25 protein-coding genes are annotated in these 26032 nt (G+C 40.2%); 4 read left to right on the plus strand and 21 right to left on the minus strand.

The genetic code is table 11. From position 1 onward, the window contains the following. The first annotated feature begins 145 nt into the window (after positions 1 to 145). The gene (locus I6N95_RS04430) at positions 146 to 1006 is read left to right on the plus strand and encodes a helix-turn-helix domain-containing protein (RefSeq protein ID WP_209525147.1); all 861 of its coding nucleotides are present in this window, start codon (positions 146 to 148) and stop codon (positions 1004 to 1006) included. A gap of 78 nt (positions 1007 to 1084) precedes the next feature. Here I6N95_RS04430 and I6N95_RS04435 read toward each other — a convergent pair whose 3' ends face one another. The 11 genes from I6N95_RS04435 to I6N95_RS04485 form a co-directional block, all read right to left on the minus strand. Next, a complete protein-coding gene (locus I6N95_RS04435; RefSeq protein WP_209525148.1) occupies positions 1085 to 1444 on the minus strand; it encodes an aldo/keto reductase in 360 nt (119 codons plus the stop codon). Positions 1445 to 1977: 533 nt separating this feature from the next. Then, positions 1978 to 4239: a MucBP domain-containing protein gene (locus tag I6N95_RS04440; protein WP_209525149.1), complete on the minus strand. Its 2262-nt coding sequence runs from the start codon at positions 4237 to 4239 to the stop codon at positions 1978 to 1980. Between the two features lie 259 nt (positions 4240 to 4498). After that, complete coding sequence (locus tag I6N95_RS04445) at positions 4499 to 5575, minus strand: WxLIP family cell surface protein (RefSeq protein WP_430727526.1); 1077 nt, start codon at positions 5573 to 5575, stop codon at positions 4499 to 4501. A gap of 219 nt (positions 5576 to 5794) precedes the next feature. Next, the gene (locus I6N95_RS04450) at positions 5795 to 6583 is read right to left on the minus strand and encodes a WxL domain-containing protein (RefSeq protein WP_209525151.1); all 789 of its coding nucleotides are present in this window, start codon (positions 6581 to 6583) and stop codon (positions 5795 to 5797) included. A gap of 26 nt (positions 6584 to 6609) precedes the next feature. After that, on the minus strand, positions 6610 to 7428 hold the full coding sequence (locus I6N95_RS04455; protein ID WP_209525152.1) for a WxL domain-containing protein: 819 nt from the start codon (positions 7426 to 7428) through the stop codon (positions 6610 to 6612). A gap of 147 nt (positions 7429 to 7575) precedes the next feature. Continuing rightward, entirely contained in the window at positions 7576 to 8340 is a 765-nt protein-coding gene (locus tag I6N95_RS04460; protein WP_209525153.1) for a WxL domain-containing protein, read from the minus strand. A 24-nt stretch (positions 8341 to 8364) separates the two neighbouring features. Next, complete coding sequence (locus I6N95_RS04465) at positions 8365 to 9126, minus strand: WxL domain-containing protein (RefSeq protein ID WP_209525154.1); 762 nt, start codon at positions 9124 to 9126, stop codon at positions 8365 to 8367. Positions 9127 to 9145: 19 nt separating this feature from the next. After that, entirely contained in the window at positions 9146 to 9919 is a 774-nt protein-coding gene (locus tag I6N95_RS04470) for a WxL domain-containing protein (RefSeq protein WP_209525155.1), read from the minus strand. A 39-nt stretch (positions 9920 to 9958) separates the two neighbouring features. Then, positions 9959 to 10633: a WxL domain-containing protein gene (locus tag I6N95_RS04475; protein ID WP_209525156.1), complete on the minus strand. Its 675-nt coding sequence runs from the start codon at positions 10631 to 10633 to the stop codon at positions 9959 to 9961. Then, complete coding sequence (locus I6N95_RS04480) at positions 10630 to 10938, minus strand: LPXTG cell wall anchor domain-containing protein (protein ID WP_209525157.1); 309 nt, start codon at positions 10936 to 10938, stop codon at positions 10630 to 10632. Before I6N95_RS04480 ends, I6N95_RS04475 begins: the two co-directional genes overlap by 4 nt. A 267-nt stretch (positions 10939 to 11205) precedes the next feature. Then, positions 11206 to 11730 carry a serine integrase family protein gene (locus I6N95_RS04485; RefSeq protein WP_209525158.1) on the minus strand — a complete coding sequence of 175 codons (525 nt, stop codon included), beginning with the start codon at positions 11728 to 11730 and terminating at the stop codon, positions 11206 to 11208. Between the two features lie 432 nt (positions 11731 to 12162). On the opposite strand from I6N95_RS04485, the gene I6N95_RS04490 reads away from it, so the two are divergent. Beyond that, entirely contained in the window at positions 12163 to 13605 is a 1443-nt protein-coding gene (locus I6N95_RS04490; RefSeq protein WP_209525159.1) for an AcpB/EbpR/MafR family transcriptional regulator, read from the plus strand. Between the two features lie 153 nt (positions 13606 to 13758). Here I6N95_RS04490 and I6N95_RS04495 read toward each other — a convergent pair whose 3' ends face one another. From I6N95_RS04495 to I6N95_RS04515, 5 genes are all read right to left on the minus strand, one after another. Continuing rightward, on the minus strand, positions 13759 to 15312 hold the full coding sequence (locus I6N95_RS04495) for an alpha-L-rhamnosidase-related protein (RefSeq protein WP_209525160.1): 1554 nt from the start codon (positions 15310 to 15312) through the stop codon (positions 13759 to 13761). Beyond that, positions 15279 to 15980 carry a hypothetical protein gene (locus I6N95_RS04500; protein WP_209525161.1) on the minus strand — a complete coding sequence of 234 codons (702 nt, stop codon included), beginning with the start codon at positions 15978 to 15980 and terminating at the stop codon, positions 15279 to 15281. Before I6N95_RS04500 ends, I6N95_RS04495 begins: the two co-directional genes overlap by 34 nt. 30 nt (positions 15981 to 16010) lie before the next feature. Continuing rightward, on the minus strand, positions 16011 to 16835 hold the full coding sequence (locus I6N95_RS04505) for a carbohydrate ABC transporter permease (RefSeq protein WP_209525162.1): 825 nt from the start codon (positions 16833 to 16835) through the stop codon (positions 16011 to 16013). Further along, complete coding sequence (locus tag I6N95_RS04510; protein WP_209525163.1) at positions 16832 to 17764, minus strand: carbohydrate ABC transporter permease; 933 nt, start codon at positions 17762 to 17764, stop codon at positions 16832 to 16834. Before I6N95_RS04510 ends, I6N95_RS04505 begins: the two co-directional genes overlap by 4 nt. A gap of 77 nt (positions 17765 to 17841) precedes the next feature. Next, positions 17842 to 19119 carry an ABC transporter substrate-binding protein gene (locus I6N95_RS04515; protein WP_209525164.1) on the minus strand — a complete coding sequence of 426 codons (1278 nt, stop codon included), beginning with the start codon at positions 19117 to 19119 and terminating at the stop codon, positions 17842 to 17844. A 113-nt stretch (positions 19120 to 19232) separates the two neighbouring features. Here I6N95_RS04515 and I6N95_RS04520 point away from each other — a divergent pair, with 113 nt between their 5' ends. Both I6N95_RS04520 and I6N95_RS04525 read left to right on the plus strand, forming a co-directional pair. After that, entirely contained in the window at positions 19233 to 20981 is a 1749-nt protein-coding gene (locus I6N95_RS04520) for a sensor histidine kinase (protein WP_209525165.1), read from the plus strand. Then, a complete protein-coding gene (locus tag I6N95_RS04525; protein ID WP_209525166.1) occupies positions 20966 to 22432 on the plus strand; it encodes a response regulator in 1467 nt (488 codons plus the stop codon). Before I6N95_RS04520 ends, I6N95_RS04525 begins: the two co-directional genes overlap by 16 nt. Before the next feature lie 283 nt (positions 22433 to 22715). Here I6N95_RS04525 and I6N95_RS04530 read toward each other — a convergent pair whose 3' ends face one another. The 5 genes from I6N95_RS04530 to rpe are packed head-to-tail and all read right to left on the minus strand — an operon-like array spanning position 22716 to position 26030. Beyond that, positions 22716 to 23690: a PTS transporter subunit IIC gene (locus I6N95_RS04530; protein WP_347340530.1), complete on the minus strand. Its 975-nt coding sequence runs from the start codon at positions 23688 to 23690 to the stop codon at positions 22716 to 22718. Next, the gene (locus I6N95_RS27350) at positions 23632 to 23967 is read right to left on the minus strand and encodes a PTS transporter subunit IIC (RefSeq protein WP_283808917.1); all 336 of its coding nucleotides are present in this window, start codon (positions 23965 to 23967) and stop codon (positions 23632 to 23634) included. Before I6N95_RS27350 ends, I6N95_RS04530 begins: the two co-directional genes overlap by 59 nt. Positions 23968 to 23986: 19 nt before the next feature. Then, positions 23987 to 24280: a PTS sugar transporter subunit IIB gene (locus tag I6N95_RS04535; RefSeq protein ID WP_209525167.1), complete on the minus strand. Its 294-nt coding sequence runs from the start codon at positions 24278 to 24280 to the stop codon at positions 23987 to 23989. A 12-nt stretch (positions 24281 to 24292) separates the two neighbouring features. Further along, positions 24293 to 25366, minus strand: coding sequence for a galactitol-1-phosphate 5-dehydrogenase (locus I6N95_RS04540; protein WP_209525168.1), 1074 nt, complete (start codon positions 25364 to 25366; stop codon positions 24293 to 24295). Between the two features lie 13 nt (positions 25367 to 25379). Continuing rightward, the gene (gene rpe, locus I6N95_RS04545; RefSeq protein ID WP_209525169.1) at positions 25380 to 26030 is read right to left on the minus strand and encodes a ribulose-phosphate 3-epimerase; all 651 of its coding nucleotides are present in this window, start codon (positions 26028 to 26030) and stop codon (positions 25380 to 25382) included. Positions 26031 to 26032: the final 2 nt, after the last annotated feature.

Raw genomic sequence — 26032 nt, forward strand, 5'->3', positions numbered from 1 at the left:
ACTAGTTTTCATTTACTAATCCACATCGGTCGTTTACAATCTATTTATAGACCTATTGTAATCGGTAGCAGTTAGAAATACATCGGCAAATATTGGTAAATAATTGCACTTTCTTGGCAAAACTAAAAAAGATGGGAGTCACCTCATGAACGATTTCTGGCAAAAGGCAAACCACTCGTGGACTAGCGACTCTACGCGCTATATCTTAACCCCCTCCAAAAAGAATCAAGAGATGTTTTATTTTATTCAAGAAATCGGCCACTTTAAAGCCTTTCAACCTTACTACACTGAACGTGAACACTTAGCTTCCTATTTAATGAAATACACCCTTAGCGGCCAAGGGCGACTACATTATCAAGGGCAAACTTATGTCTTAGAAAAAGGCGATGTCTTTCTCATCGATTGCCAGCACTATCAATACTACGAGACCATTAGCGATGAGCCTTGGGAAATGGCGTGGGTGCATTTCCATGGTGGCGCCTCCCCTTTGTTCTATCAAGACTATCTAAAAAATGGTGGGCAAACCTTTAAAACCCGCACCAAACGAATTGGGCGGATCATGGAAAACCTCTTACAATTACAAGTAAACCGCAATGCTCGAACAGATTTCACTTGTTCGTTGCTCCTTCACGAGTTACTTAATGAGTTGGTCATTCAAAAAAATGAATTGGATTTCTTGGAAACCGATGTGCCCTCTTACATTTTTGCTTTACAGACGTTTTTAGATGATCATTTTCAGGAAGCCATAACCTTGGATAGCTTGGAAAAAAGCTTTATGATTAATAAGTATCAATTAAACAAGGAATTTTCCAAGTATATTGGGACGCCACCGATTGAGTATTTAATTGCTAAGCGGATGAACTTAGCTAAAGATCTTTTACGTTACACGACGAAACCGATCAAAGAGATTGCCATGGATGTCGGCATCGAGAACACGCCTTACTTTTCTCGGTTGTTCAAGATAAAAACGGGTGTTACCCCAAATACTTATCGGAAGAATGGGTAGCTGAGTTATTTTTGATAGGAACCAAAAAAGCTCCCTTGATTAAGGAGAGCTTTTTCGGTTATGGTCTATGAATGTACATCACGATAAGTAAACTAACTGTTCTTCGGTTAATTTGAGGTAACTTGCCTGCAGATTTTCACGAAGTTGGGCCAATGAACTTGCAGCGACGATGGGGATGACGGAAGGTGGGGCTTGGATCAGCCACGATAAGACCACTTGATTAGGGGTAGCGTCTAACTCGCCAGCAATATGAGCTAACTTGTTTAGGCGATAATGATTTTCAGGTGTATTATATTTTTCTGGTAAAGCCATCTTTTTGTTATATAGTCCTTGTAATAATGGTGAATAGGCTAATAGTTTTAGATTAGGGTGCTGCTTTACATAAGTGAGTAGTTCTGTTGTTGCATATTCTTGTACACCAAAATCTGCGGTTGCCAACGGCGTTAAAAAACTATGGCGTTGCTGTACACAACCATAGGCTTGCCAAATTAGAAGAGCTGGAAGAATATATGCACTATGTTGAAAAGAAAATTAATCATTATCAAAAAAATTGGTTTAGTGCACTGTCTATTTGGGTACGCCAGCATTAGATAGTGAACACCGTCTGAAATTAGAACGGCATGCTACGCTAGGAACATCGTTTATTTGTGACGAATTGCCTAAAAGTAAACAACCAAACAATCAATTACCAGAGGAATGATTTACAATTAGATCGTCTCATTCAGAGTTCATTTAATCGTTTTAGATCGAAGGAGCAATTCTTACTCACCAGATAAGACAGTCTTAGTGACTATTTTATGAGCCATACCTTTCACGACAGTGTCTTCCATCGATTACTTAGATAAATAACAATCCGTGCCATAACAAACAACTCCTTGAATAAAAGGGCGGAGTTAATTCGGCCCTTTTATGAAGGAGTTGGAAGTCTTTTTCAATTTGTGTTTCTTCATGTCTGTGTGACAACCGTTAGATTATAAACCGTCCACCAGACTCCATGAAAATTCACCTTTATAGGCTTGGTTTTGTTCACCCGGTACTTGGGTGTAGATCAACCCTTTACTTTCTGTCGTTGCCCATTCCAAGTTGACCTCATCATCATTAGAGGCTTTCTTACTATGGATGGTTGCTCCGACTTCATCAATTGTGACAGGTGTTCCATCATCTTTAACAAATCTAAAGGAACCTTTTAGTGGCGTGCTTGCCCCCACACTTTTGATTGTTTCTGAGATTTTTAATCTTAAATCCCAGTTTCCTTCAACTTCATCAATAATCGATACTTTTATATTTTCTGTCGGAAAAACATCTTTTTTTCCAATAGAAAGCAAATTGTTTTTACCAAAATCAATGGTTTCTGGAATTGAGACTATTTCTCTTAACGCTCTTTTAAAGACATATTTAACTGTAATTGTCTTATTTGCGAATCCCGTGTTGCCTTCAGGTGAATCACCTGTGTCTGAGCTTAAAAGAACGTAGTTATTTGCTAAAGCTTCTGTCTCTTTGGAATCTGTCACATAGTCAACATTATAACCATATGTCTGGTTAACCGTTGGATAGAGCTCAGATAAACCACCTTCAGAATCTTGTAACCAATACTGAGTCGCCACTTCAACTTCACCGCGTTCATACACGTAATTAACGACCACGCCTGATTCTGGTACGACGCCTGTTTCAGCATTCTCAACATTTTTTAATTTCCAACCCTGTTGTGAAAGATCAAGACTAGAAACAGTATAGTTACTCCCTACTGGCTGGTAAGTAGTGACTGCTGGGCTTAGTGTATTTCTATCACCATCAAGATAGTTTACGGTAACTGGTGCTAAATCTCCCCAGTACGTTTTTGCAGTCGCTTTATCCGACGTAAGGTTTTGTTCATAAGTTTCTCCTACATTGACATCAAGAGTTGCTTGGTTATCAACCGTTAAATAAACTTTATTGCTACCATCTGCCGGAACTAAATATGAAGATAAATCTTTAGTTTTATCTACTGTGGCTTTAATGCCAATTGTTAACATTTGGTTTTGAATTTTTGTGCGTGCCGTAGAATTCTTAAAGGTAAGTGTCAACTCATTTTCCGGTGACACCGTAATGTCAAAATCGGACTTAACGTTGACTCCTTCACCTGTCATAACCGTAATATCCGCTGCTGTTAGCTGTTTAAAAATCGGTTCTAATTTATCCTTCATCACAAAGGTTTTAAACGGAACAAATTGATTTGGAATGAACTGATCAATGGTATAATTGACCGTTCCTTCTTTAGTCTCATTGACTAACCCGGTTTTCATTGGCTTGACAAATTCAAATCGCATATTAACATCTGCTGATTGACGCATTGCATATCTATGACCTGGATCAACTATATTTTTCAGAGTTAAGAACTTGTTAGTTGCATTAGTAAAGTCAAACTTCAAACTTGCCGTTATTTTACTAAGTGGCGTTGTCGCAGAAATTACTGGCCCTTTGGAAAAATAATATGTCTCATCAGGATCTGACAACCGAGCATAAACAGCAGAACCTTTTGGCGCATAGATACCTATAATTCCATCTTTATCAGCTTGAAATTCCATCCAGCCATAAGATGTCCCCCAATTTCCAATGGCTCCCAAAGAATAGACCCCTTTCATATCCGAAATAGGCTCACCTGTCGCAGAATCAAAGTATTCAATTTTAACGGTACCTGGTTTGTTCGCATTTAACCCAGAAATTGTCCCAAAGCCATTATAAGTTATACTATCAGCTCTAAAGTACGCTTGGTATTCGGTATCCATGGTATAACGCACATCAACCGATTGTTTTTTATAATACCCAACGTTCGTGTAAGTAATTGAACCTGGGGTTTGACTTGTTATACTTGCCGCTGTTGGAAAATTCTGTGCTGGCCCATCATTTAGTTTATACTGACTTCGTGCTGTTCTAACTGCCATAAAAGTGTATTCTGCTGGTAGAATTGTTGCATCAGTGGTCTCCACGACATTCCAATCTGCAGGTGCATCAAAAATTGAAAATTCCGTGCCAATAGGTGCTCGTGTTGACTTATCTGTTTCACTCACCTGAACAGGGCCAATAAATGATTCTTCTGCAACTTCTTCGGACTTTTCTTCAGAAGCGATTGTCTCAACCTTCCCTTCTTTAGTGTCCAAGGTTGTAGCTTTGAGCTTATCACCTCCCAAAAAGAGGCCACCCAAAATAAAACTTAAAATAAAGCTTAATAAAATCCCTTTTAAAATTTTGCTCATTCGTATCCCTCGTCTCTTTTTACATGTCGATATCCTAAAAAAATAATCAGAATTCGTTTCACTCTATCCCTTATAAAGTTTATAAAGTGTGCTACCTCAACGATTCATGGTAAGCCATTGATAGACACTGTCTATGTTCAAACTTGCCATCATCGCCTGCTCTCAAGATTCTTCTTAAACCTTAGTAACATAAGCAGGATCTGAAAAGGGAGCAGATCCCGCTTATGTTACATTATCTTCTTTGTTGCTTCTTCGTTGCTTATTTCTTACGTTTTTTGCTTTTACTCTTACTTTTGTTTTTGCTGGCTTTTCTTTTTTGCTCCTGCTTTTTCTTCTTCACAAGCACCACAATCATGATAATGATCAGAATCAAAGCAAGCAATGCTATGCCACCAATGATGAACCACTTGGTATAATCCGTCGGTAAATCAACAGCTTTCGCATTTAATTTATCGGCTTCTTCACGTTTAATCACGAAGTCCTCTTCAAATGTCCATTCCTGACGTTCGCCATCTTTTTCATCCTTGGGATCAGACACCGCCACTAACTTCAAGGTATATTCCCCAGCACGGTAACGTTCCTTCCCAATCGGAATTCCAAAGTCAAAAGCTGAATTTGGCGCCATGCGATAGCCGTCACTTTTGATTTCATACAGCACATCGCTACTGCCTTTTTTCATGACTTTAGCTTCGATTGACACATCTTCCATCACAGCAGATGTGGGATTTTGTAACGTTGCTTTTGTCGTATTATTTCCCATAATTTGACTGGCAAAGACTTTCGTCAGCTTCATGTCAGTTTTAACAAATTCTTCGTTTTCAATTAAGACAACACCAATTGAGTAAGTCATTTCATTCTCAATTTTCATACCACCTTGAGAACTGTCATCTTCGGTTTGTTTATCTTCGGTCTTTTTTGTTTTTACATTGACGCCACCCAAAATCATGCCGTCGTATTCTTCGGCTGGCATCTCAATCTTGATTTTAGTTTTAACATCCGATTGAGCTGGCACTTTTACTTCTTTTGGTGTTGACGCAATCGAAGGAAAGGGATAAAGCAAGCTTTTATCGATCTCTTTCTCAATGAGATTGTAGTCAATTAAGCCGTTATCGTTGGTCGTGGCAGAGGATAAACTGACCTCTGCGGTTACTTCTTGATCGGAAGAGTTAAAGAGTTGTAATTCAATTTCCTGTTTGGCCCCTGGGGACATCTTCAAGTAATAAAACGACACATCTTTTTTAAACTGATTATCTGGCAAAATCGCCTTAACAGCAATTGGCGAGGAATCCGCCTTGGCAACCTTTGGCATTAGCCCTACCACCATCACCGCGATCATTACAACGACTATTCGAAACGTTAACTTCATTCTTCTCATCATGTCACTTCCACATCCTCTTATATTGTTTAGTTGATAAAATAAGTATACCCCCAATTACTGCCCCAATTGACTCAATAATTGAGTCTAATTCACCTATTTTTTGGCAAAAAGATTTAGTGGAAAGCCAAACCGAATCCAGTTGCTTCATTCACATCGATCCTTCTCATGCTAAAAATATTAAATCCCGTCAGCTAATGTCCACTCTAATGTTGACACGTAAGTTTTGCCGACTAATTTTTCATCTGTCCCAATAGCATGTAGTTTAACCCCAGGATTGTATTTCCCATCTTCGCCTACACGAGTACTAGCACCTGCAGCTGGATCAGCTTCTGTATACGCAGTATTAAATACCAATGATGTTTTAGAACTGTCAGTATTTTTACCAGCTTTTGTGCTCATGATTTCAACTGATTGGCCTAGTGTCAGATTTTTAGACGCTGCCCCATCAAAGACGTTAACCGCACCGACAATCTCAGTTCCACTCATCCGTGTGTTAGACAATTTAGCTTGCGTTAACTCAATATAGGTTTGCTCCAAAGCTTTACCGCCACCTTGTGGGGTAAATGGGTTAGCTTTCACGCTCAATGTCCAGCCTTTTTGTTCCCCACGAACGTCTTCTACTTGGATGTAGTGAGAAATATCTTTTTCAGTTTCCGTTGCATCATCTTTGTCAACATAACGGTCCATTAAAGCATCGACCGTATAGCTATCAGATTTAACTTCGATTTCCCCAAAGTGATAATCAGAAATATGATTGACTCTTAGAGTCCCTTTTGAGTTATTAGGGTCTACTGGTTTGATGATCTCATCATCTGTTTCAGGTTTCGTCACCTCTCCAGTTGAGTCATCCCCCTGTGTTTTAAAGATTACGTCCCCTTTTGTTTCGACAGTTGCGGCACTCGCTTCAAATCCAGCCGCCCCTAAAATAACTGTTGCTAACAACATACCTGTGACTAATTTTTTCATAATTATGTCCTCTTTTCTCTTTTTAATTAAATACCGAATGTTAACGTCCAAGTTAAGGTCGATTTGTAATCGACATCTGCGTATGGTGCAATTCCAACAGGTTTCACAAACTGAACACCTGATGTGTTGCCACCTGCATAAGTTGTGGCACCTTTTTCATAGCCATCATGGAAGACGTTAGACACTTGGTAACCATTAGTATCTTTGCCTGCTTGTGTCTTCATTACTGAGACAGATGCTGTACCATTTGTTGCTAAGCCTGTTTTGGCTGAGGCTTCTTGACCCGTAATTCTTTCAGCTGCTTTAGCAGACGTCATATAATCTGACGTTAAAGTAGACCCACCAAAAACGATTGTGCTGTTTGTTAAAACATGCGTACCACCTGGTAAATCAGCTCCTGTTGCAGTAAATGGTGTGGCTTTAACCGTTAAATCCCATTTAGCGGCTGCACCTGTTAACCCACGGCCATCTGATACTTGGACAAATGGGGCGATAACACTTTCAGTGGTCTCACCTTTCAGGTTGTATTTCAAGAGGTTAACGTTTGAAACACTGCGGGCTGCTTTTGATTCTTCGTTTTTAAAGAATAAGTTAGGCACAAACTGGATTCTAAGAGCCCCTGCACCACTATTCCCTTGATCAGGTAATTCAATGACTTCAGGCTCTTCTCCTTCTTGACTATCTTCATTTGGCGTATGAACTTCACCAGTTGAATCATCGCCTTCTGGGCTAAATTGAACTTTACCTTCTGTTGTTAATGACTTTGCCTCTTCGGCGGCGTTGACTGTAGCGCCTCCTGCTAAAACTAATGCGCAAATACCTGCAACTAAAACTGTTTTTTTCATGTGATGTTTCCCCTTATAAATTATTTTTTTATTTCATTTCCCTACCAGCCGATTTTAGGTAAAGATCATCAGTTCAAAAACAGCTGTAATTGAACTCTCTTCACCTAATATCGCTGAATGACTAACTTGATTTAACCTTAACTCTGATTAAATGCCATCCTCTAATGTCCATGTAATGGTAGATGTATAAGTACCGGCTTTAGGTGCGATCCCACTAGGTTTAACCATTTGAACACCCTTTGTCGTTGTTTGACCCGCATAGTCATCGGCTTTTTTGTAGTCATCTTGGAAGACATTCGATAATTGTTGACCATTGGTATCAGCTCCAACTTTAGCAGACAAAACAGAAACCGTTGAATTAACATCGCCTGCTATTAGGGTTGTTGCGCTTTGCTTATTAAGTTTTGTGTTAGCATCGGCTGTATTAAATCCTGTGGTTGTTAAGGTTGAGCCGTTAAAATTAATTGAGGCTCCCGCTAATGTGTGTCCATTATTCTCAAAGGCAGAGGCTTTCGCTTTTAAATTCCACGTTGGGTTTTCACCAGAATTATTCGTTACCTGAACGAAAGCTGGCATTTTTTCATCGGTATTGTACTTCGTTAACTTAGCATCATAGGTTTTAGTTTCTGTTGAGATTCCTGCTTGTGTCACAAAGCTAAAGGCTGGTACAAATTGAATCCGTAATGAGCCTGAGCCAGATGTCCCTTCTTCTCCTGGAATCGTAATCTCTTCTTCATCGTCGCCATTCTCATCAGGTTTAACAATCGTTCCTGTTTCGTCGCCATCAGCTGTAAATTCGACTTTCCCCGTTGTCGTTAATGACTCTACCTCTTCAGCAAAAGCCGGTGTTGCCGCTCCTAAAATGCTTGCACAGATCGTTAATGTTAGTAATGTTGATAGTTTGTTTTTCATCATAATTTCCCCTTTTTATTGTTTTTAGACGCCAGCTGTTAATGTCCACGTAATCGTTGACTTGTACTGTTCCCCAGCAACTGGTATATCTTTGTTTGTCTTAATAAATTTAACCCCTGGATTAAGGTCCGTTAAACCATAGCTTTGTTCTTTGTCATAGCCACTGTTAAAGACTAGAGACGTTTGTGAGCCGTTTGTTGTTGAGGCATCTGCGTTGTCCTTCGTCGCTAATACGCGTGTTTTAGCGGCTGGATCCAATGATACTTTAGCTGTAGCTTCCCCAGCAAAAGCAGAGACACGGTTGCTGATATTATCATAAACGGTGTTAAACAATTTACCTTGCACAAACTCAATTTGCGCAAATTCCAATGAATTCGTTGCAGACGCAAATTCTGAGGCATGAACATCTAAGGTCCAACCTTCATTTAACCCACGGCTATCGGTTACTTGTACAAATTGTGGCATTGCTTGATCGCCAGGTTTCGCCACATCAGCGTATTGGTAAGTCGTCATCTTCGGATTGTAAGTTGCTGGTCCGACTTTAATTTCTTGCTCCAAGAAGTTAAAGTTTGGCACAAATTGCAAGCGCAATAGGCCCGTTGAAGATTGACCGTCCTCTGAGGTAATCACTTCGTCTTCCGTATCTGGTTTAATTAATTCCCCTGTTTGGTCGGTACTCGTTTTAAAGTTGATGACCCCTTCGGTATTAGTCGCTTCTGCTTGAGTGACCCCTAAAATAGTTGCCGCACAGATTGATAAACCTGCTAATAATAATCCTTTTTTCATGTAAAACACTCCCCTTTTTCTATACTCCTTGTTGTAACGTCCACACTACTTTTGCCGTGTATTTAGCATCCGCCATGACTTGTTGTCCTTTTGGTACAAACAATGAGACAGCTGGGTTACGATTTTCGTCGCCGTCCCCTTTGATCGCCGTATCAGAGTGGCCCCAACGAACTTGCCATTTGTTATAGCCTTTGCCAGCATCTGCTTTCATGACTTCCGCATTACCAAGTGATTCATAACCAATTTGAATGGTTTCTTGTGTCGTTGGTGCTACTTCTGGCTTGTTTTCCATGCCTAAAATCCCACGAACACTGGCATTTGTTAAGGTAATGCCGGCATTGATATTGCCTTTAGCCGATTTAAAAACACCGTCACTGTTAACCGTGACTGTCCAGCCTTTTGAAGACCCAGTTTCATCAGCAACTTCCACATAACTGGCTTTTTTAGTTTTGGCATTGGTTTCCTCGTCAATCACCGTTTCAAAGTAAGCATTAAAGTTGCCATCGCCTGAGACGATGTTGTTTTTACCAAACTGGAAAGTTGGAATATGGTTTAAACGCAAAGCCCCACCGGGATATACTGGCGGAGTTGGATCTTCTGGATCCACCGGTTTCACTGGTTTTGGATCTGGATCTTCGGGATCCGTTGGATCAACTGGTTTGGTTGGATCGGCTGGCAGAAACTCCACATCCGCTTTGCCATTAATCGTATTTGCTGACGCAGAGACGGTCGTACTATATAGCCCACCAAGCACAACGGCTGAGATCAAGGCTAATTTACTTAATTTAATCATGACTATTTTTCCCCTTTTTTTGATTTATTTTATAAGATGTTATAAAACATCCTGCAAAATCCATGTTAACGATGTTTGGTAGCGCCCTGTTTCTTTGACGGATGCCAGGGGCACTGATAGTTCCGGGTTTTGGCTACCCATGTCCCCTAAAAAGATCGTCCAGGTTCCCATGCCTTCCCCTTCTTTGGCGCTGATGATCGGCACCGTTTCACCATTATTCGAGACGTTTTTGCTATACAAGGTACTTGGCTGCTGAGTCATACCATGAGGCGATTCAGCACTAAGGGCCGAAATCTTAAACTGGCTGTTAGCAATTTCCACGCCGTTCTCTTTTGCCAGTGGGCTATTTTGCTTAACAGCTAAGGTCCAACCAGCCCCGCTCCCTCTTAAATCATTAATTTGCACAAAGGGTGGGTATTGTTTAGCCTTGTTAGTCGCCACTTGAGTCACTGTATAGTTTTCAGCTAAAAAGCTCGACTCTTTGCCATTAAACTTATGACTGCCAAATTCTAAATCGGCGGCATAGCTCAGGCTAAGCGGGCCATTCGTTGGTGGGTAAACCGGCACCACTTCATTGCCTTCATCTGGGTCAACCGGTGCAACCGGGCCATTATTAGCTTGAAATTCCGTCTCAGCTTTGCCGTCAACATCTTGAGCATGACCAGTTAATGGCCAAACACACACAAGCGACAGTAATACTAATATCTTTTTCATAGCGACCTCCTTGACCATTTATAACGTCCCAATAGCAAACAGGCGACCAAAAGAACTGCGCCTATGCCAATGCTACCACGGGAAACGGTATTGCCTGTTTGAGGTAACTTGGATAATATTTTTGCTGGTGGTTCGCTGGTGGCACCTGTCGAACTTGGTGCCGGCTCAGAACTGTCTGCTGGCAGCTCGGTAAACTCAACCCCGGCCTTCACTGTCACATCTGACGCCAAACTGCTTGTCCCACCTCCAATTAATAGTAATAAGATTACTCCGAATGAGAGTGAGATTTTTTTCAAATAAGTCATTGCTTCCCTCCTTCTTTAACGGTTTACTTATTTTTTAGGAAGATTTTTTGATAGTCACAAATGAAAGCTGCTATTCGGATAATTATTCGACTATTGCGACTCAATCTTTAGTGTATAAGCCACCTAAAAACGAACAGTTTCGTAATTTTACCGGTCTTTTTTTGAAACCGGCTCAAGTTATCACCGTTTCTATCATCTTCCCCTCGCCAACCTCCTTCGTTTTTTATTGCTTCGAAGCTCTATGCTAATTAGTTTGCTTCTGCTCACTTATAACTCCTTGCTATACTTATGAACAGTCCCAACCGAAACATTAAATTTATCCGCAATGGCTCTCATGGACATTCTATCTCTTTCATAACATTGTCGAATAGAGGTAGCAATCCCTTGATCCACTGGTGGACGACCTTGTGGGACCCCTTGTTTGCGAACGCGCTTCAACCCATCCATCACTCGTTGTCGACTAGCTGCCCGTTCTCGTTCAACTAGTGCTAAAATGACAGAATAATAGTGATTAAGCTCTGTTTCTTCCCATAAACTTAGATCAATGAATTGAACAGAAATCTCTCTTTCCACAATTTCAGTAATTATCGCACCTAATTGAAGGAGTGTGTATTTTTTACCTATGCTCTCTAAACTGATCAACACAATTTCTTCATGACCGTATTTAGCCAAAAAATGTTTGAACGAATCCAATTCTGTCCATTCTTTTTTTCCAGCAACGATTCGCTCACAGCCAGCCGCTTCTAATTTTTGCTTGTCGGTCGTAGATAAATAATAGGAATAACCAATCATCTTTTTTACGCCTCCTTTCAATTAACATACTTAATAAATAAATCAATCAAATCTGTCCATTAAATAAAAATAAATGAACAGGCGAACTTTGAGATACCCATCAGATAACTTAATTATTACCGGATGGGTGTCAGGATAAATGCCCTTTAATCGATCTATCACACATATTACATAGTTTCACAAATTAAATCACACTTATTTTTTCCCTTCAAAGAGAAAAAGCTAGTTTCAGCCCGTATTGAATATAGCTTATCCCTTTTTTAAAACACTCCTTTTATGTAATAACATTCGATAAATCTCATTTTTTAGTGATTATTAGAGCATTAATTGATATCATACTAACAAGGATTAGGTATATAATGACATTATCAAAAATAACTCTTACGTTGTCGCTTTTAACAACTAGGATAAATGAACTCTATGGGGGAAAGTATGAAGAAACTATTGGGGAAAAAGGGATTACGAATGCTCCACATGATTAACTATCTTTATGATAGAGACTGGGTTACACTACAGCATTTAAGTAAAGAGACTGGTTATACTGAACGCACACTTAGAGAAGACATTAAATATTTGAACGTTCGTTTAGCACCAATTAATATTGAAACTTCAAAAAAAACAGGAAATAAACTATTTATACCTAATAATTATTCTATCAAGTACATTTACTCGATGTTACTGTCTGAAAGCATCGAATTTGCCATCTTGGAAGCTGTTTTTTTTAATACATATGAGTCTATTGACGAACTAGCTGAAGCTTTATATTCTAGCACTAATGTTGTAACTAAAGCCATTAAACACGCTAATTCGGTTATTAAAAAGTTAAATTTTCAGATCGGTACTTCTCCTGTGGCACTAATTGGAGATGAACAAAAAATTACGGTTTTCTTCACTAGTTACTTGATGGCCAGATACGACGTCCACCTACCACTTGAGGAAGACTTAGTTAAAGAGATTAATGAGTCAACGATTCAAATGCACGAAAAATTAAACGTAACTATGCACCCCATATATCGCAACTTATTAAGCCTGCAGACCGCTATAAGAGTCTATCGATTAAAGCAAAATAGTGCTAATAGATATGAACGTATCACATCTCCTCCTAATCAACCCGCTGTTATTGAATTTAATGAAAGACTGTCAATTCTTGCTGGCCTATCAGACTCTAACGATTTTTATTCTGATGTTTATCGTCCAGACGGCGAAGATCCTATCTGTTTTTCACCAGAAGACCTTTTTTCTTTGACTAAATCTTCTCCTAAGCTAAAACAAAAAATTGATATTTTTAGCCAACTGATTGACACGATTGAAAAGGAATTGAACATTACACTCACATCAAAAGACCGTATTATTCATAATATCTATATCGCATCGTTTTCAGAAATGACGCAACTGCCAATTATCGAAAATCCAAATGAGTCCATTCTGAAGTACACCAAAGAAACGGTACCTTATGTCTACTTGATTGTCTCTGAAGTAGCGAAATCATTTTCATCAATGTGTAATATCAATTACTCTTCTCTCCTTCGTTACATACTCAGTGCAACAGAAGATTTTTTTACTATTGGTTGCACCGCTCAGCCTAAGTTAAAAGTCGGTCTTTACGGACATTTTAATCGCCTAACGACGTTTAGCAACTTAAGGATACTTAAATCGACTTTTGAACATCAATTTGACATTACGCTAATTGACGTTATTTTCAAAAACACACCAGGAAAAATTAAAGAATCTTACGATTTAATTATCACTGAGGTTAATGATCTAAACATCAAGACAGATTGCTTCTGTATTCCATTTGATATTTCGGCAAAAGAAATAGCCTCGCTTCACGAGTATTACTTTGACACTTTAGAAAAGATGGTAGAAAATAGATAATATTATGACAGGAAGCCCAATAAAACATCTGTGAATGCCCCGCTTTTGGGTCAATTCACAGATGTTTTTAGATTGGTAATTTTTCAAACTCTCTTTAATTACTTTCTCGAGCTTAGATTTCTCTCGGCATTGTCTCTGGTTGTTAACTTCTTTTTACTTTAAGTACTTCCTAATTAAATAACAAGGAGTACAGCTCCAGGCGTGGCAATAACTATTAATTAAAGGACTGCCATAAGGCGAAAAATTAGCTTTATTGGGATTGTAAATTTCCCAAAAAGTATCAGCCCCTTCAGCGACCATGCCGCCCCAATACCTTTTCATGACAGCTGTGGCGGCCTCCTTTAAACCTGTTTCAAAAAGGGCTGCCACATAGTGATGGTACATGTAAGGAGTATTACATTCAACTAGCTCTCCTTGACTATCGGCAGTCATCTGCATGACACTGCGTCTTAATTCTGGGCTGCCGACTTCTGCTAAAACCAGCCAGCTTTGTGATGCATAAGATAACTGGCCACTAAGCCCTTTAAACAATTGGCGATCTTGATCGTAAAACTCAGACAAGGCCGCCTTTTCCAACTGCTCAATAAGCTGAATCAGTTCCTCTCCTCGCTCTGACTCTTGCATCATCTGGGCTAATTCAACGGCTTTTTTAAAGGTGTAGATGACAACCCCTTGCATGGCTGGCAATTTATCAAGCTCTTCCTGCCAATCAATAAAAGCTGACCAACCTTCGTCCAATTGAATCATGCCATTCGAGCCAATCTTCTTTTGAACCAATGCCACTTGAGCCATGGCGGTTGGATACAGGGCCTTTAATGTCACCTGGTCGGCGGTTTGCTTGACATATTCTAGCAAGGTATCCACAAAAAAGAGACTGTAATCCGTTAAAAAAGTATCGTCTGGAATTAACGTTGGTGCCACAAAAACATTGGCCGATACTTGACCATCGTCTTTGGTCTTAGCGGCAAACAGGTACAAACATTTTTTTACCAAGTCGTTGTGTTGAAAGGTGGCATAATTAGCCAAAGCCTGTAGCCTTAAATCTCCTAACCATAAGCGGCGATCCCGCTTAGGACCATCTTCAAACACCTCTTGCATACACTGAGCTAAGGTTTTTTGAGAAATTCGATCGATCTCATTCAAAAGGGAATCTTCTGTTGAAATAAAGCTAGCCTCATCAAAGGCGACAGCACTTTGAGTGTGGCAAATCAGTTCTTTAAGGCGAATGCCGTATTTAGGTGAGGTGTCCACTACTTTGATTTTGAGATACCTAAAACAATAACGGCGGGTTAAGTTGATCTTTGTGGGTAACACATCGACCGTGATTAATTCTTCTTGAAGCCACGAGCGGCTTAAACTGCCGTCATACGCGGCAAAAGAACCGACCATTTCCAATGGCCTTTCGCCAAAAGACAGTTGCAATTTAGTTGGTGCGTCTGGCGGGCTTCCAAAACTCTCCAGCTCAAATGACAAGCTACCGACTTGATGATCGCCAAAATCCAAAATAAGTTCCTCTCCACGGGCCATTTCCAGAGTGCTGTTTGAGTTTAAGGGCTGGATCACTTGGGGGAGCTGATCTTCCTGATTGACTGTTACAACAGCTTGAGGCCTGACATCCTGGTGTAAAATGGGAATCTCTAATTGATCCAGTTGGGTTATAAGCGATTTATCTTCTATAAAGTTAATTCCTTGATTGACTTGAAACATCGACTGACACTCCTTTTTTTTTGATGTTTTGGTGACGAACGTCTCGGCTGCCATAAAAAGACTAGCAAATAAAATTCTCCACTAAAGATAAAGAGAATCATCGTAAAGGACAGCCTTTGAAGCGTCACTAAGGCCACAGCTAACATTGCCAGTAACCCTACTTTTAAAAGTGAGGGATAGATCTGACTAATGGTCGCCCTTAAAATTTCTGTACTTGAATAAGCGATTGAGTGGCCTGTGATTAAGATAAACAAACTGAGCTCCGCTACTAAAAAAATCAGATTAAACACCAACAACAATTGTCCCCCAAGGCCTGTGACTGACAACGGTGCGTACAAACCAGTCAAGGTCAGGTAAAAGCACATCGTCCAGACCAAACAAATGGCTTTTTCTACTTTCATGACCCTTTTTAATTGCTGCCAATAGGTCTGCAATATCTGGCCTTTTTTTTGATAAACCACCCGATCAATCGTTCTGACAATGGCGATACTTGATGGTAAAAGACTCAGGCTCACCACAAAATACAAGGGGAAAAAGATTGGCTTAAAGTCAACGGCGAAAAATATTTGAAAGAACAAACTATTGGTCACTAAAAACAAGCCATTCAACACAATAAACTGGTAAAAATATAACGATAACTGCCAACCCCCTGCGCGAATTTTCTCCATCTGAGCCCCTCCTTAAACGTTCATATCTGACTAGCCTTTAACGGCGCCTGCTGAAATACCACTAACAAATTGTTTTTGTAAGATTGAAAAGACGATGATTAGCGGAATGGCACACAAGATACACGCCGCAAATAAAATACTCCATTGAGCAGGATTTTCTTTATCACCTAAAAAGTTTAACATCGTCACTGGCAAAGACATCTCAGCTGATTTATTGACGAAGATCAAGGGATAAAAATAGTCATTCCAAATCCAGATTCCTTGAGTGATCACAACCGAGACTGTGGCTGGCGCAAGTAAAGGTAACACGATTTTGAAAAACCGCGTGACCAAATTTGCCCCATCCAAATAAGCCGATTCTTCGATTTCCGCTGGCACACTGCGAACAAAACCGGTGTATAGAAAGGTGGAAAAGGGAATACTACAGGTGATAAACATAATCATTGGTGTAAAACGATTGCTTGGAATATTGAGAAAACTAAAGACTTGGGCAATCGGAATCACCACCATTTGACCAGGAATCACTAATCCTGAAATAAATAATATGTACAAAAAACGACTTAACTTGCTTTTTATCCGACCTAAAGGATACGCCGCCATTGAGGCTACCAAGACCACAATGATCACACTGCCAAAAGTGGTGATGACGCTATTCATAAAGGACGTGGTAAAATTCATCTGCTCAAAGGCCACTCGGTAGCTTTCCAGTGAAAACTGGGAAAAGAGAGCCAAGGGCGAACTGGTGTCACCTGGGACTTTCAAGGAAGTCGAAACCGCAATCAGCAGTGGTGCTAAAGAGATCACTAAAAACAAGATAATGCCTAGATGAATGATGAACTTACTTGGCTTGGTCATTCCATCTCCCCCTCTTTCTTATTCATAAAGATTAGCAATACAGCGGTAATGGCGATGATCACCAAAAAGGAGACCACACTAAAGGCGGCGGCTTTGCCAAATTGCTGCTCGGTAAAGGCCATTTTATAAATTGAAAACATCAACGTATTGGTGGACGTTCCCGGTCCCCCATTGGTCATAATAAAGGGATAATCAAATGCCTTAAGACCATTAATCACCGTTAAGATCACATTAATGGTAATCGACGGGGCTAACAAAGGGAGTTTTACATGACGGATTAATTGGAGCTCAGTACAACCGTCCATGCGAGCCGATTCCAATAAAGACTCGTCGATCGTCTGCAAGCCAGCCAAGTAGATAATCATCGTTGAGCCAATGTTTTTCCAGATATCGACGATGGTAATTCCGTACAGGGCTTTGCCAAAATCACCTAATATGTTAAATTGACTACCATCTAAGCCAATCATGTCCATAAAAGCTGGAATCATTCCTTTATCAGGCATGTAAACATACGACCAGATAAAGCCGATGACGATGGCACTAAAGAGCGTTGGAATATAGGCGGCTGATCGATAAAAACTCATCCCTTTGATCTTACTATTTAAGGCCAAGGACAGGACGATCGCCAAACTATTGCCGACTACCACCAAAAGTACCGTGTAGATCAAAGTGTTTTTGATCGAAGCTGTTAGGATCCCGCTTTCAAAAATGACTTTAAAATTATCAAAACCAACGTTGTTGTACTGAGGATTAAAGCCGTTATAATCTGTCACACTGTATGCAAACAGGCGCAAAAACGGCACAATCCAAAAGACTGAAAAAATTAATAAGGCGGGTAAAACAAAAAGGAATAGCTGATTGTTCATTACCAAGGACTGACGGCGCCCCATGCCAGATAGTCCCCTTTTCCTACTAGATTTAAGTTCCATGATACCTTTCCTCCATCACTAGAAAAGCTGGTGAAAGCAGCTTAGACTATCTGCCAAACTGCTTTCTAAACCACCTTCTATTTGGTTAATTCTTCAAATTTCTTTTGCATCGCTTCTGTCACATCGATCGGTTTTAACTTGCCTGCCCCAATCATTTCACTAAATTTAGCTTGCATCTCTGTTTCAGTTCCTGAAGGCCAAGCTTGATTGCTCCAGTAAAATGACCGCCCAGCTTCAAACGCTGGCACAATCTCTTCAAAGACTGGATTTAAGTCATCCCCTTCCGCATAGGTAGTGAAAGAAGTCGCTGTCGCCAACCAGTTAGTAAACATCTCCGACTGGCCATCTGTCATTTTATTAAAGACGGCTTTTAGAGTTTCCTTGTGTTGACTCTTTTTGCTAATCGCGTAACCAGCACCTGTCGCTGCTGAGAGATACGTCTCTCCTTCTTCGTTAGCCGGCATCGCCATAAAGCCTAAATCGAAGTTGTCATTTTCAATCGCCGTTAAACTAAAATCGCCGTCAAAGATCATGGCAGCCTCCTGATCCACAAAGGATTGTTGAGCTTGAGGTTGGCCTAAGCCCAATGATTTATCTGTGACATAACCTTTTTTGTATAACTCGTTATACATGGTGACCGTTTTAACCCAAACATCATCGGTCAGTTTCGTTTCTCCCGTATACAGCTGGTCGTCAAATTGAGGATTGCTAGGGTAAACCTGATTAGCTGCCACTTGATACATGCCAAACTGAATCATAAAGGAGTCCTTATCACCCATCACAATCGGTGTCACACCAGCTTGTTTTAAGGTCTCGCAAGCCGCCAAAAACGCCTGCCAATTGGTTGGTAAGTCAATCTTATGTTGCTTAAATAAATCTTTGTTATACCAGGTTCCTAAAACTGAGATACTACTGGACAAAGCGTATGGCTTTCCTTCAAAGGACATGTCGTTTTTCCCTTGATCTTTAATTTTATCCCAATTTTCCAGATCAGATAAATCTTCCAAGTAACCTGCTTTTGCTAGTTCTTCTACGGAATTAGCACTGGCTTTCTTCGGTTGGACTAAAAATAAATCCGGTGCTTGGCCAGTGGACAGTTTACTTTTTAAAGCCGTTAAATACTGATCATCTGGCAGCAACGTTGTTTCCACTGTCAATTCCGGGTACTCTTTTTCCACCATCTGTTTAAACTGCTCCAAAAAGACGCCTTGCGTCCCATTTTTAACACCAGATGCCATGACAGTTAGAGTTTCCTTAGTACCACTGCTAGTCTCTTGCTCTTTTTGATCCCCACAACCACTTAATACCATTAAAGCTGTTAACCCAATGACCATTAATCCAATAAACTTTTTCATCTCTCTCACCTCTTATATTTTCTTTACCTCTTTATCATATATTAACCATGGTGTAATAATTTTGAAGATTATGGTATACTATTTTTGGATTTCAGCAAAAAGGAGAGCCGATTATGAATTTGCAAAAGAAAATGATTGTTTTTTCCACCGTCATTAGCACCCTTGCCCTTTTTATTTTAGGGGGACTGTCATTTCTAAACTACTATACCAATTCACAAAAAGAAATGAAAACGAATACAAAAAACATGTTAAATCGAGTTATTTTAGACATCGATGATACGATTGACGAAATTGATATTTTCACGGAAAAGATTCAATTCTATGCCAAAAGTTCCTACAATCTGATGGATGATCTTAAACAGTATACCACTGGAACCATCTCGGCCTCAACGCTATTTGATACGCGAACCGAAACGCGGAATATCTTTCAAACCTTGCTATATCGGCAAGATCAAATTAATCTGGTGGCTTTAATCACGCCAGGTGGGCATATTTTCTCATATTCCAATTCGATAAATGATTTAGTCACTGATTATTCGCCTTATGAAGATCAATGGTATCAAGAGACTCTAAAAGCCAAAGGAGATCTTTATATTTCCGTCCACAACCAGTCAAACTTGATTATTAATGCTGGCGATAATGGGTCACTTTTCTTTTCCCGGGCGATTTACGATTTTTATACGGGTGAATTTTTAGCTGTTTTACTAGTAGAATCAGACCCAGCCATTTTTAATGCCATCACTAAAACCGATGCCGATAATATTGTTGATTTTCAAATCAGCAAACAGCATTCTCCAGAGGTGCTGTTTAACCGCAATAACTCTGACTCCCGCTCCAGTTCATTTGTTCGCAAAGAATCGATCGTCTCTCAACACTATCCTCTTAAATTAACTACTTATGTGGATACTAGCACCTATTATGAAATCCTGTTTAATTCGATCAAGGTCATTCTCATTTTAGTGCTGCTGATTTTCACCATTACCTTTTTTGCCTTTTACTTATTTTCCAAACGGTTTACTTATCCAATTAAAGAGCTTTCGACCATTATGCGAAAAAACTCAGCGGAAAAAAAGTATTACTTACACGATTCTTCCTTTATGTCTCAACAAGATGAGATCGGCGTCCTTTACCGAGAATACGATCACTTAGTTGAAACCTTAAATCGTTATATGGAAGAGACGTTGGCTTACGAACAAGCGTTGTTAACGTCACAAATCAACGTTTACCGCAATCAAATTGATTCTCATTTTTTATATAATACGTTGGAATCCATTAATTCAGTTGCTGAAATCGCAGACATCGAGGAGATCTCCACCATGACATTGGCCCTTTCCAAAATGTTTCGCTATGCCTCAAATGGCTTTGTTCAAGATAGTTTATTAGGAAACGAATTACAAAATGTGAATGATTTTCTTAAAATTCAAGAGATTCGTTACCAACGCTCCTTTAATTACATGGTCACCCTTGATTCCAATCAACTTAAATTAGCGGTTGTGCCTAAATTGATTTTACAGCCCTTAATCGAAAACGCCATTTTCCACGGGCTAAATAAAGGCAGTCTCCCTGGTGACATTTTATTGGATGTTAGTCACAGCACCTCTACCTTGAGGATCACCGTCACAGATACAGGACTTGGCCTATCTCCTGATAGATTGGCAGCCGTCCAAGGGGAATTAGCCTCTGCTCTTCATAATGTTAACCACGCCGAGTCTCATATCGGTTTACTAAATATTCAAACACGACTAGTTCTAGCCTATGGAACCGATTATGGCGTTCAGCTTGCTAGCACTCACCGGGGAACCGTCGTGACCTTGTTACTGCCATTAGCCTTGAAAGGAGATAGCTTATGTACACCTATTTAATTGTTGACGATGAAGCACTTATCCGCAAAGGAACACGAAAAAAAATAGAAAAAATGGCCGATGCCCCAATTTGTGTCGGTGAAGCCGCTAATGGTCAAGAAGCTCTAGCCTTGATCCAGGCGACTGCCCCTGATTTTATTATTACTGATATGGATATGCCTGTTATGGATGGCACGGCTTTGTTAGATGTCTTGATCAAGGACTATCCTGACTTAAAAATCATCGTGATCAGTGCTTATGAAAATTTTAACTACGCCCAAAAAGCCCTTCAAGCCAAGGCTGTCAATTACTTATTGAAACCCTTTGGCAAAGAAGACATCAGGCAAATTATTCTGGAGACGATGACCCTGTTATCACATGAGGAAACAGCCTTAGCGCTCTCAAATTCATTGGAAATTGATTTTTTAAGCCACTATTTAATTGGGAATGCTCCCCTGCAAAAAATGCCTGAACCTTTAGCTTTTCAGCTAAAAGATCGCCTTTTAACAGTTGTGACGCTAGTTAATCTATCGACAGCAGGCCATAACTATCTCACAGGGAGCACGTCATTTATAATTCCTCATCCGCAATTTCAACAGCTGACTCTGTTGGTTGATCTTGAGGAGGCCATTCGACCACACTTAGAGGAACTGCTGACGCTTTCCCCTGGCGCCTTGATTGGCATCAGTGAGAGTGCTCAAGTCGAGACATTGCCCAAGGCCTATAAAAAAACCATTAAAGCCTTAAATTCCGCCAGTCTCTCTGGATCGGAAAGCGTCTTAACTTATCAGAAAAGGCCCTATTCGACAGGCTTTCATCATCCCAAAACGGATGAGTTAATTTTTTTTGTTGAGTCTGGCCAAACTGAGCGGCTAACTAGCCTGATCGGACAAATCTTTAACGAGATCCACCAGCAGAACTTGTTGACTTATGGGGAAATCAAAGATTATGGTTTGTCGCTGATTGAACAAACCAAATCAATATTAAATGAGCACTATCAAACAACGTCAAACCTGACGCTCCCGCATATTTACGACACCATTTATGAGAGTATCTTTTCAATTGATGAGCTGCAACGCTTTTTTAGCGACTTTTTAGCAAATATTTCTGTCGGCTTTTCTTATGAAAAGATCTACGGTTCAGATGATGTGATCGAAAATGTGAAGCTCTATATTGACAAGTACTATTATAAAAATATTCAATTGGATTTTCTATCTGATATCTTTTTTATTAACAGCTCTTACCTTTCCACATTATTTAAAGAACGCTCAGCAGTGAAATTTACTGATTATTTAAACGCTGTCAGAATCACCCACGCCAAGGAGCTTCTCCTTAACAGTGAGCGCAAAGTTTATCAAGTCTCACAAGCGGTTGGTTATGACAATCCAAAATACTTTTTTCGAATCTTTAAAAAGGCTACGGGCTTCTCCCCTGAGCAGTATAAATTGGCAATGAAACATATCAATACCTAAATACTACCTATTCAACATAATTCATATATAGTTCCCATTAAATAATCATCCTTTACCGTTAAACTTTCAGCCAGAAAAAAGCTGAAAGTACCACTCTTGGCGGGTGATTATGCGAATTATCCAAAGGAACTATCTGTTTGATTATTTAACAGGATGTATATAGGTAGTATTTAGTACAGAGACACCAGAAGAATTTTTAAAGCACATTAATCGCAAAGACGGAGTCTGAGGATTAAGCCTCAGACTCCTAACCAATAGTATGTTAATCGTTCATCCGTATATTCTACGCCACAAGACTTAATACATAATAGACAATCCAAGAGTACCACTGTGTTCCAACTGCTAGTGAGGTGATCTCTGTCGCACCACCAGGGATTTGATAGCCAATATCAGCTGCTATGCTGGTCATAATAGGCGCTGCTATGCCTGAGATATACAAGGTAATGGTAGCAATCACCACGCCGGTAATGATGCCTCTGAATAAATTGCCTTTCGATGGCAGAATCGCGAAAATCATATAAAATGGCAGAGCAGTCAAATCGGCCAGAGGCATTACTTTATTACCAGGTAAGATAAAGGCTAGTACCAGGGTAATGGGAATCATGATTAGCCCTAATGAAAGGACAAAGGGATGCCCAATTCCCAGCGCCGCATCTAACCCAATATAGATCTCTCTTCCTTCAAATCGTTTGGACATAAACTCTTGGGCCGCTTCGGAAATAACGATTAAACCATCCATTAATAACGAGACCATTCTGGGAATCAAGACAAGAGAGGCCGCAATGGTCACACCAGTTGTTAAAATGTCAGCGATTGGCATGCCAGCCACTGCTGAAAGAGCCATCCCGATGATCAAGCCCATCATCATCGGTTCACCAAAAATCCCTAGTCTTTTTTGGACGTTTTCTGTATTCCAATTTATTTTATTAATTCCAGGAATATGATCCAGCAACCAGTTCATCGGATAGCCTAAGACCGCCCAGCCAGTCGTTTGAAGTGCTGGCAATGAGATCCCCTCTAACCCTAAGACTTCTTCAACATCTTTTTGAGTCCAGTCGGCCAACTTAAAGATAATCGCCATATTAATCACCGCACTGGCGACGGCGATAACCATCTTGCCTGTTGTTAAATACAACGCACTGGCAATAAATAACGGTTGCCAATAGTTCCAAATATCCACATCCATCGTTTTAGTCAAATTAAACATAATCATCACGATATTGGTAATAATGATCGCAATAAAAACAAACGGGACCACTGGCAATGGAAGAACCGATGCCCCAGCCAATATCTGTGGCCGTCAAATTAAAATTATAGCGTTCGACTAACGCTTCTGTTACAGGTGTGATGGCTCCCATCATCACGCCTGCCATTACGTTAATCCCGATAAACCCAATGCCAACAGTCAGGCCAGCCTTAAAGGAAACAGATAATTTTTTCCCAAACACTACCCCTAGGATGGTAATGATGATCGGCATCATGACACTGACCCCTAAATCAATGATGTACTTAAAAAAATCAAGAACGACATTCATGGTTTTTCCTCCTTTGTAATCAATTGCTTAAAATAGCTAAAATTTCTGCTTTCGTTTGATCTTTCCCAATACCAGTTAAAAAAGATCGGCCTAAAATGACAGGAACGTCACCTAAATCAGCTGAAATCGTCGTGGAACTAATGACTAAATCAGGCTTTTTGTTGGCAACTTTTGAGGGAATATCCGATACGATGTATTGGCTAATGTCATATTGAATCTGTTCGTCATCTAAAAACTCTGACACTTTTTTAGTAATAACTGTTGAGGTCGCAATGCCCGTGCCACAACAGACGTAAATTCTTTTTCTATTCATTTGAATTCTCCTTTACTTTTCTGGGAAAAACATGATTTTTCCAAAGTTATCTTCTGGCTTTTTATGACTGACCGTCTCAAAAATTTCAGGTCCTTGCTCCAAACTTAACCTGTGGGTAATCATCGACTTCAATTCAAGCTGCCGATTTTTCAATAATGACATAATCGTCAACCACTCTTTCCCGGGAAACGGCGCAGAGACACAGTTCCAGGCTCCCCAAACCGTTAATTCACTGCGAACAATTTTCTCAAAATAGAAACGTTCCACCATGACATCGGCGTAAGGAATACCGAGGAAGACGACGCCGCCACCCTTTTTAGCATAAGCAAAGACTTGCGCTGAGGTAATTGGCGAGCCAGCTGCTTCGACAACGATGTCTGCCATCAAGCCTCCGGTCAATGTGTCAATGGCCTCCAAGGCATTTTCTTTTGCCGAATTGATCACATGGGTTGCACCTGTTGCCTTTGCCATTGTTAAAGCATCTTCGGCTATATCAACAGCAATAATTGTGGTTGCCCCAAAGATTTGCGCAAATTTGACTGATAAAAGTCCCATATTACCACATCCGACAATCACCACTGTGTCACCCGCCGTAATATTGGTGTGGTAATACCCATGAACAACCACTGCAGAAGGTTCAATCATCGCCGCTGATTCATAATCCACATTATCAGGAATCTGCACACAATTTTTTTCCGGCAACCTGATGAATTCGGCATAAGCACCACCATGCCGAGCTCCTATAACCGTTAAATTTTCGCAACGGGCAAACTCGGCTTTTTGGCAGTAGTAACACACTTCTGGCACAGCTAAATCTTCGCAAGTAAAACAAGGCGCCCCTGCAACACGATCGCCTAGTTTAACATGACTGACTTTAGGACCGACTTCGACAACTTCCCCTGAAAACTCATGGCCCCAGACCATGCCTTCAACATAAGGGCCTAATTTTTTATATCTGGACAGATCGGAACCACAGATTCCAACAGCTTTTACTTTGATAATGACATCATTCTCTTTTTCTAATTGCGGTTTATCTGCTTCTTCGTATCTTAAATCTTCTTTACCATATAATCGTAGTGATTTCATTTGATCCAACTCCTTATTTTAATGAGTGATTTAAGGCTTGTAAGTTCGCTTGGGGGTCTCCAGAAAACATAAATGAGCCCACCACAAACCAATTAGCACCCGCCTCTTGGCATTTCCGACTGTTTTTTACGTTAACACCACCGTCCACTTGAATCGCAACTGAGCGACTGCCAATCATTTTTTTCAATGCGGCAATTTTTTTATAAATAGGGGTGTATAATTGTTGCCCTCCTACGCCAGGGTTAACCGTCATAATTAACACATAGTCGACCTCGTCTATGACAACCTCTAGAGTATTAATCGGCGTTCCCGGATTTAAGACAACGCCCGCTTTGGCCCCTAAGGCTTTGATTAGTTGGATGCTTTTTAACAGATGAGGCGTTGCTTCTTGATGGACACTAATAAACTCAACTCCTGCTTTGACCAGATCGGGAATAAATTTATCAGGATTTTCTACCATCATATGTACGTCAAACATAAAAGGTAAGGACCTTTTTAAATCGGCCACTTGGGATGGCCCAAAGGCGATATTAGGGACAAAGCTGCCGTCCATCATGTCCACATGTAAAATGTCTATGCCCAATCCCCTTAAAGGCGTCACCTCCTTTTTTAGTTCACTGATATCGGCACCAAACAACGATGGCATGATCACATTTTTTGACACGA

The sequence above is a fragment of the Vagococcus allomyrinae genome (assembly GCF_017829975.1).
Classification (GTDB): Bacteria; Bacillota; Bacilli; order Lactobacillales; family Vagococcaceae; genus Vagococcus_D; species Vagococcus_D allomyrinae.

Excerpts from the sequence above, each read along its gene's own strand:
- I6N95_RS04490 (WP_209525159.1), top strand. The coding sequence starts at position 12,163 with ATGAAGAAACTATTGGGGAAAAAGGGATTACGAATGCTCCACATGATT.
- I6N95_RS04460 (WP_209525153.1), bottom strand. The coding sequence starts at position 8,340 with ATGAAAAACAAACTATCAACATTACTAACATTAACGATCTGTGCAAGC.
- I6N95_RS27350 (WP_283808917.1), bottom strand. The coding sequence starts at position 23,967 with ATGAATGTCGTTCTTGATTTTTTTAAGTACATCATTGATTTAGGGGTC.
- I6N95_RS04430 (WP_209525147.1), top strand. The coding sequence starts at position 146 with ATGAACGATTTCTGGCAAAAGGCAAACCACTCGTGGACTAGCGACTCT.
- I6N95_RS04450 (WP_209525151.1), bottom strand. The coding sequence starts at position 6,583 with ATGAAAAAATTAGTCACAGGTATGTTGTTAGCAACAGTTATTTTAGGG.
- I6N95_RS04500 (WP_209525161.1), bottom strand. The coding sequence starts at position 15,980 with ATGGAGAAAATTCGCGCAGGGGGTTGGCAGTTATCGTTATATTTTTAC.
- I6N95_RS04485 (WP_209525158.1), bottom strand. The coding sequence starts at position 11,730 with ATGATTGGTTATTCCTATTATTTATCTACGACCGACAAGCAAAAATTA.
- I6N95_RS04505 (WP_209525162.1), bottom strand. The coding sequence starts at position 16,835 with ATGACCAAGCCAAGTAAGTTCATCATTCATCTAGGCATTATCTTGTTT.
- I6N95_RS04540 (WP_209525168.1), bottom strand. The coding sequence starts at position 25,366 with ATGAAATCACTACGATTATATGGTAAAGAAGATTTAAGATACGAAGAA.
- I6N95_RS04475 (WP_209525156.1), bottom strand. The coding sequence starts at position 10,633 with ATGAAAAAGATATTAGTATTACTGTCGCTTGTGTGTGTTTGGCCATTA.
- I6N95_RS04520 (WP_209525165.1), top strand. The coding sequence starts at position 19,233 with ATGAATTTGCAAAAGAAAATGATTGTTTTTTCCACCGTCATTAGCACC.
- I6N95_RS04440 (WP_209525149.1), bottom strand. The coding sequence starts at position 4,239 with ATGAGCAAAATTTTAAAAGGGATTTTATTAAGCTTTATTTTAAGTTTT.
- I6N95_RS04515 (WP_209525164.1), bottom strand. The coding sequence starts at position 19,119 with ATGAAAAAGTTTATTGGATTAATGGTCATTGGGTTAACAGCTTTAATG.
- I6N95_RS04535 (WP_209525167.1), bottom strand. The coding sequence starts at position 24,280 with ATGAATAGAAAAAGAATTTACGTCTGTTGTGGCACGGGCATTGCGACC.
- I6N95_RS04470 (WP_209525155.1), bottom strand. The coding sequence starts at position 9,919 with ATGATTAAATTAAGTAAATTAGCCTTGATCTCAGCCGTTGTGCTTGGT.
- I6N95_RS04525 (WP_209525166.1), top strand. The coding sequence starts at position 20,966 with ATGTACACCTATTTAATTGTTGACGATGAAGCACTTATCCGCAAAGGA.
- I6N95_RS04455 (WP_209525152.1), bottom strand. The coding sequence starts at position 7,428 with ATGAAAAAAACAGTTTTAGTTGCAGGTATTTGCGCATTAGTTTTAGCA.
- I6N95_RS04465 (WP_209525154.1), bottom strand. The coding sequence starts at position 9,126 with ATGAAAAAAGGATTATTATTAGCAGGTTTATCAATCTGTGCGGCAACT.
- I6N95_RS04510 (WP_209525163.1), bottom strand. The coding sequence starts at position 17,764 with ATGGAACTTAAATCTAGTAGGAAAAGGGGACTATCTGGCATGGGGCGC.
- I6N95_RS04480 (WP_209525157.1), bottom strand. The coding sequence starts at position 10,938 with ATGACTTATTTGAAAAAAATCTCACTCTCATTCGGAGTAATCTTATTA.
- I6N95_RS04495 (WP_209525160.1), bottom strand. The coding sequence starts at position 15,312 with ATGTTTCAAGTCAATCAAGGAATTAACTTTATAGAAGATAAATCGCTT.
- I6N95_RS04445 (WP_430727526.1), bottom strand. The coding sequence starts at position 5,575 with ATGATCGCGGTGATGGTGGTAGGGCTAATGCCAAAGGTTGCCAAGGCG.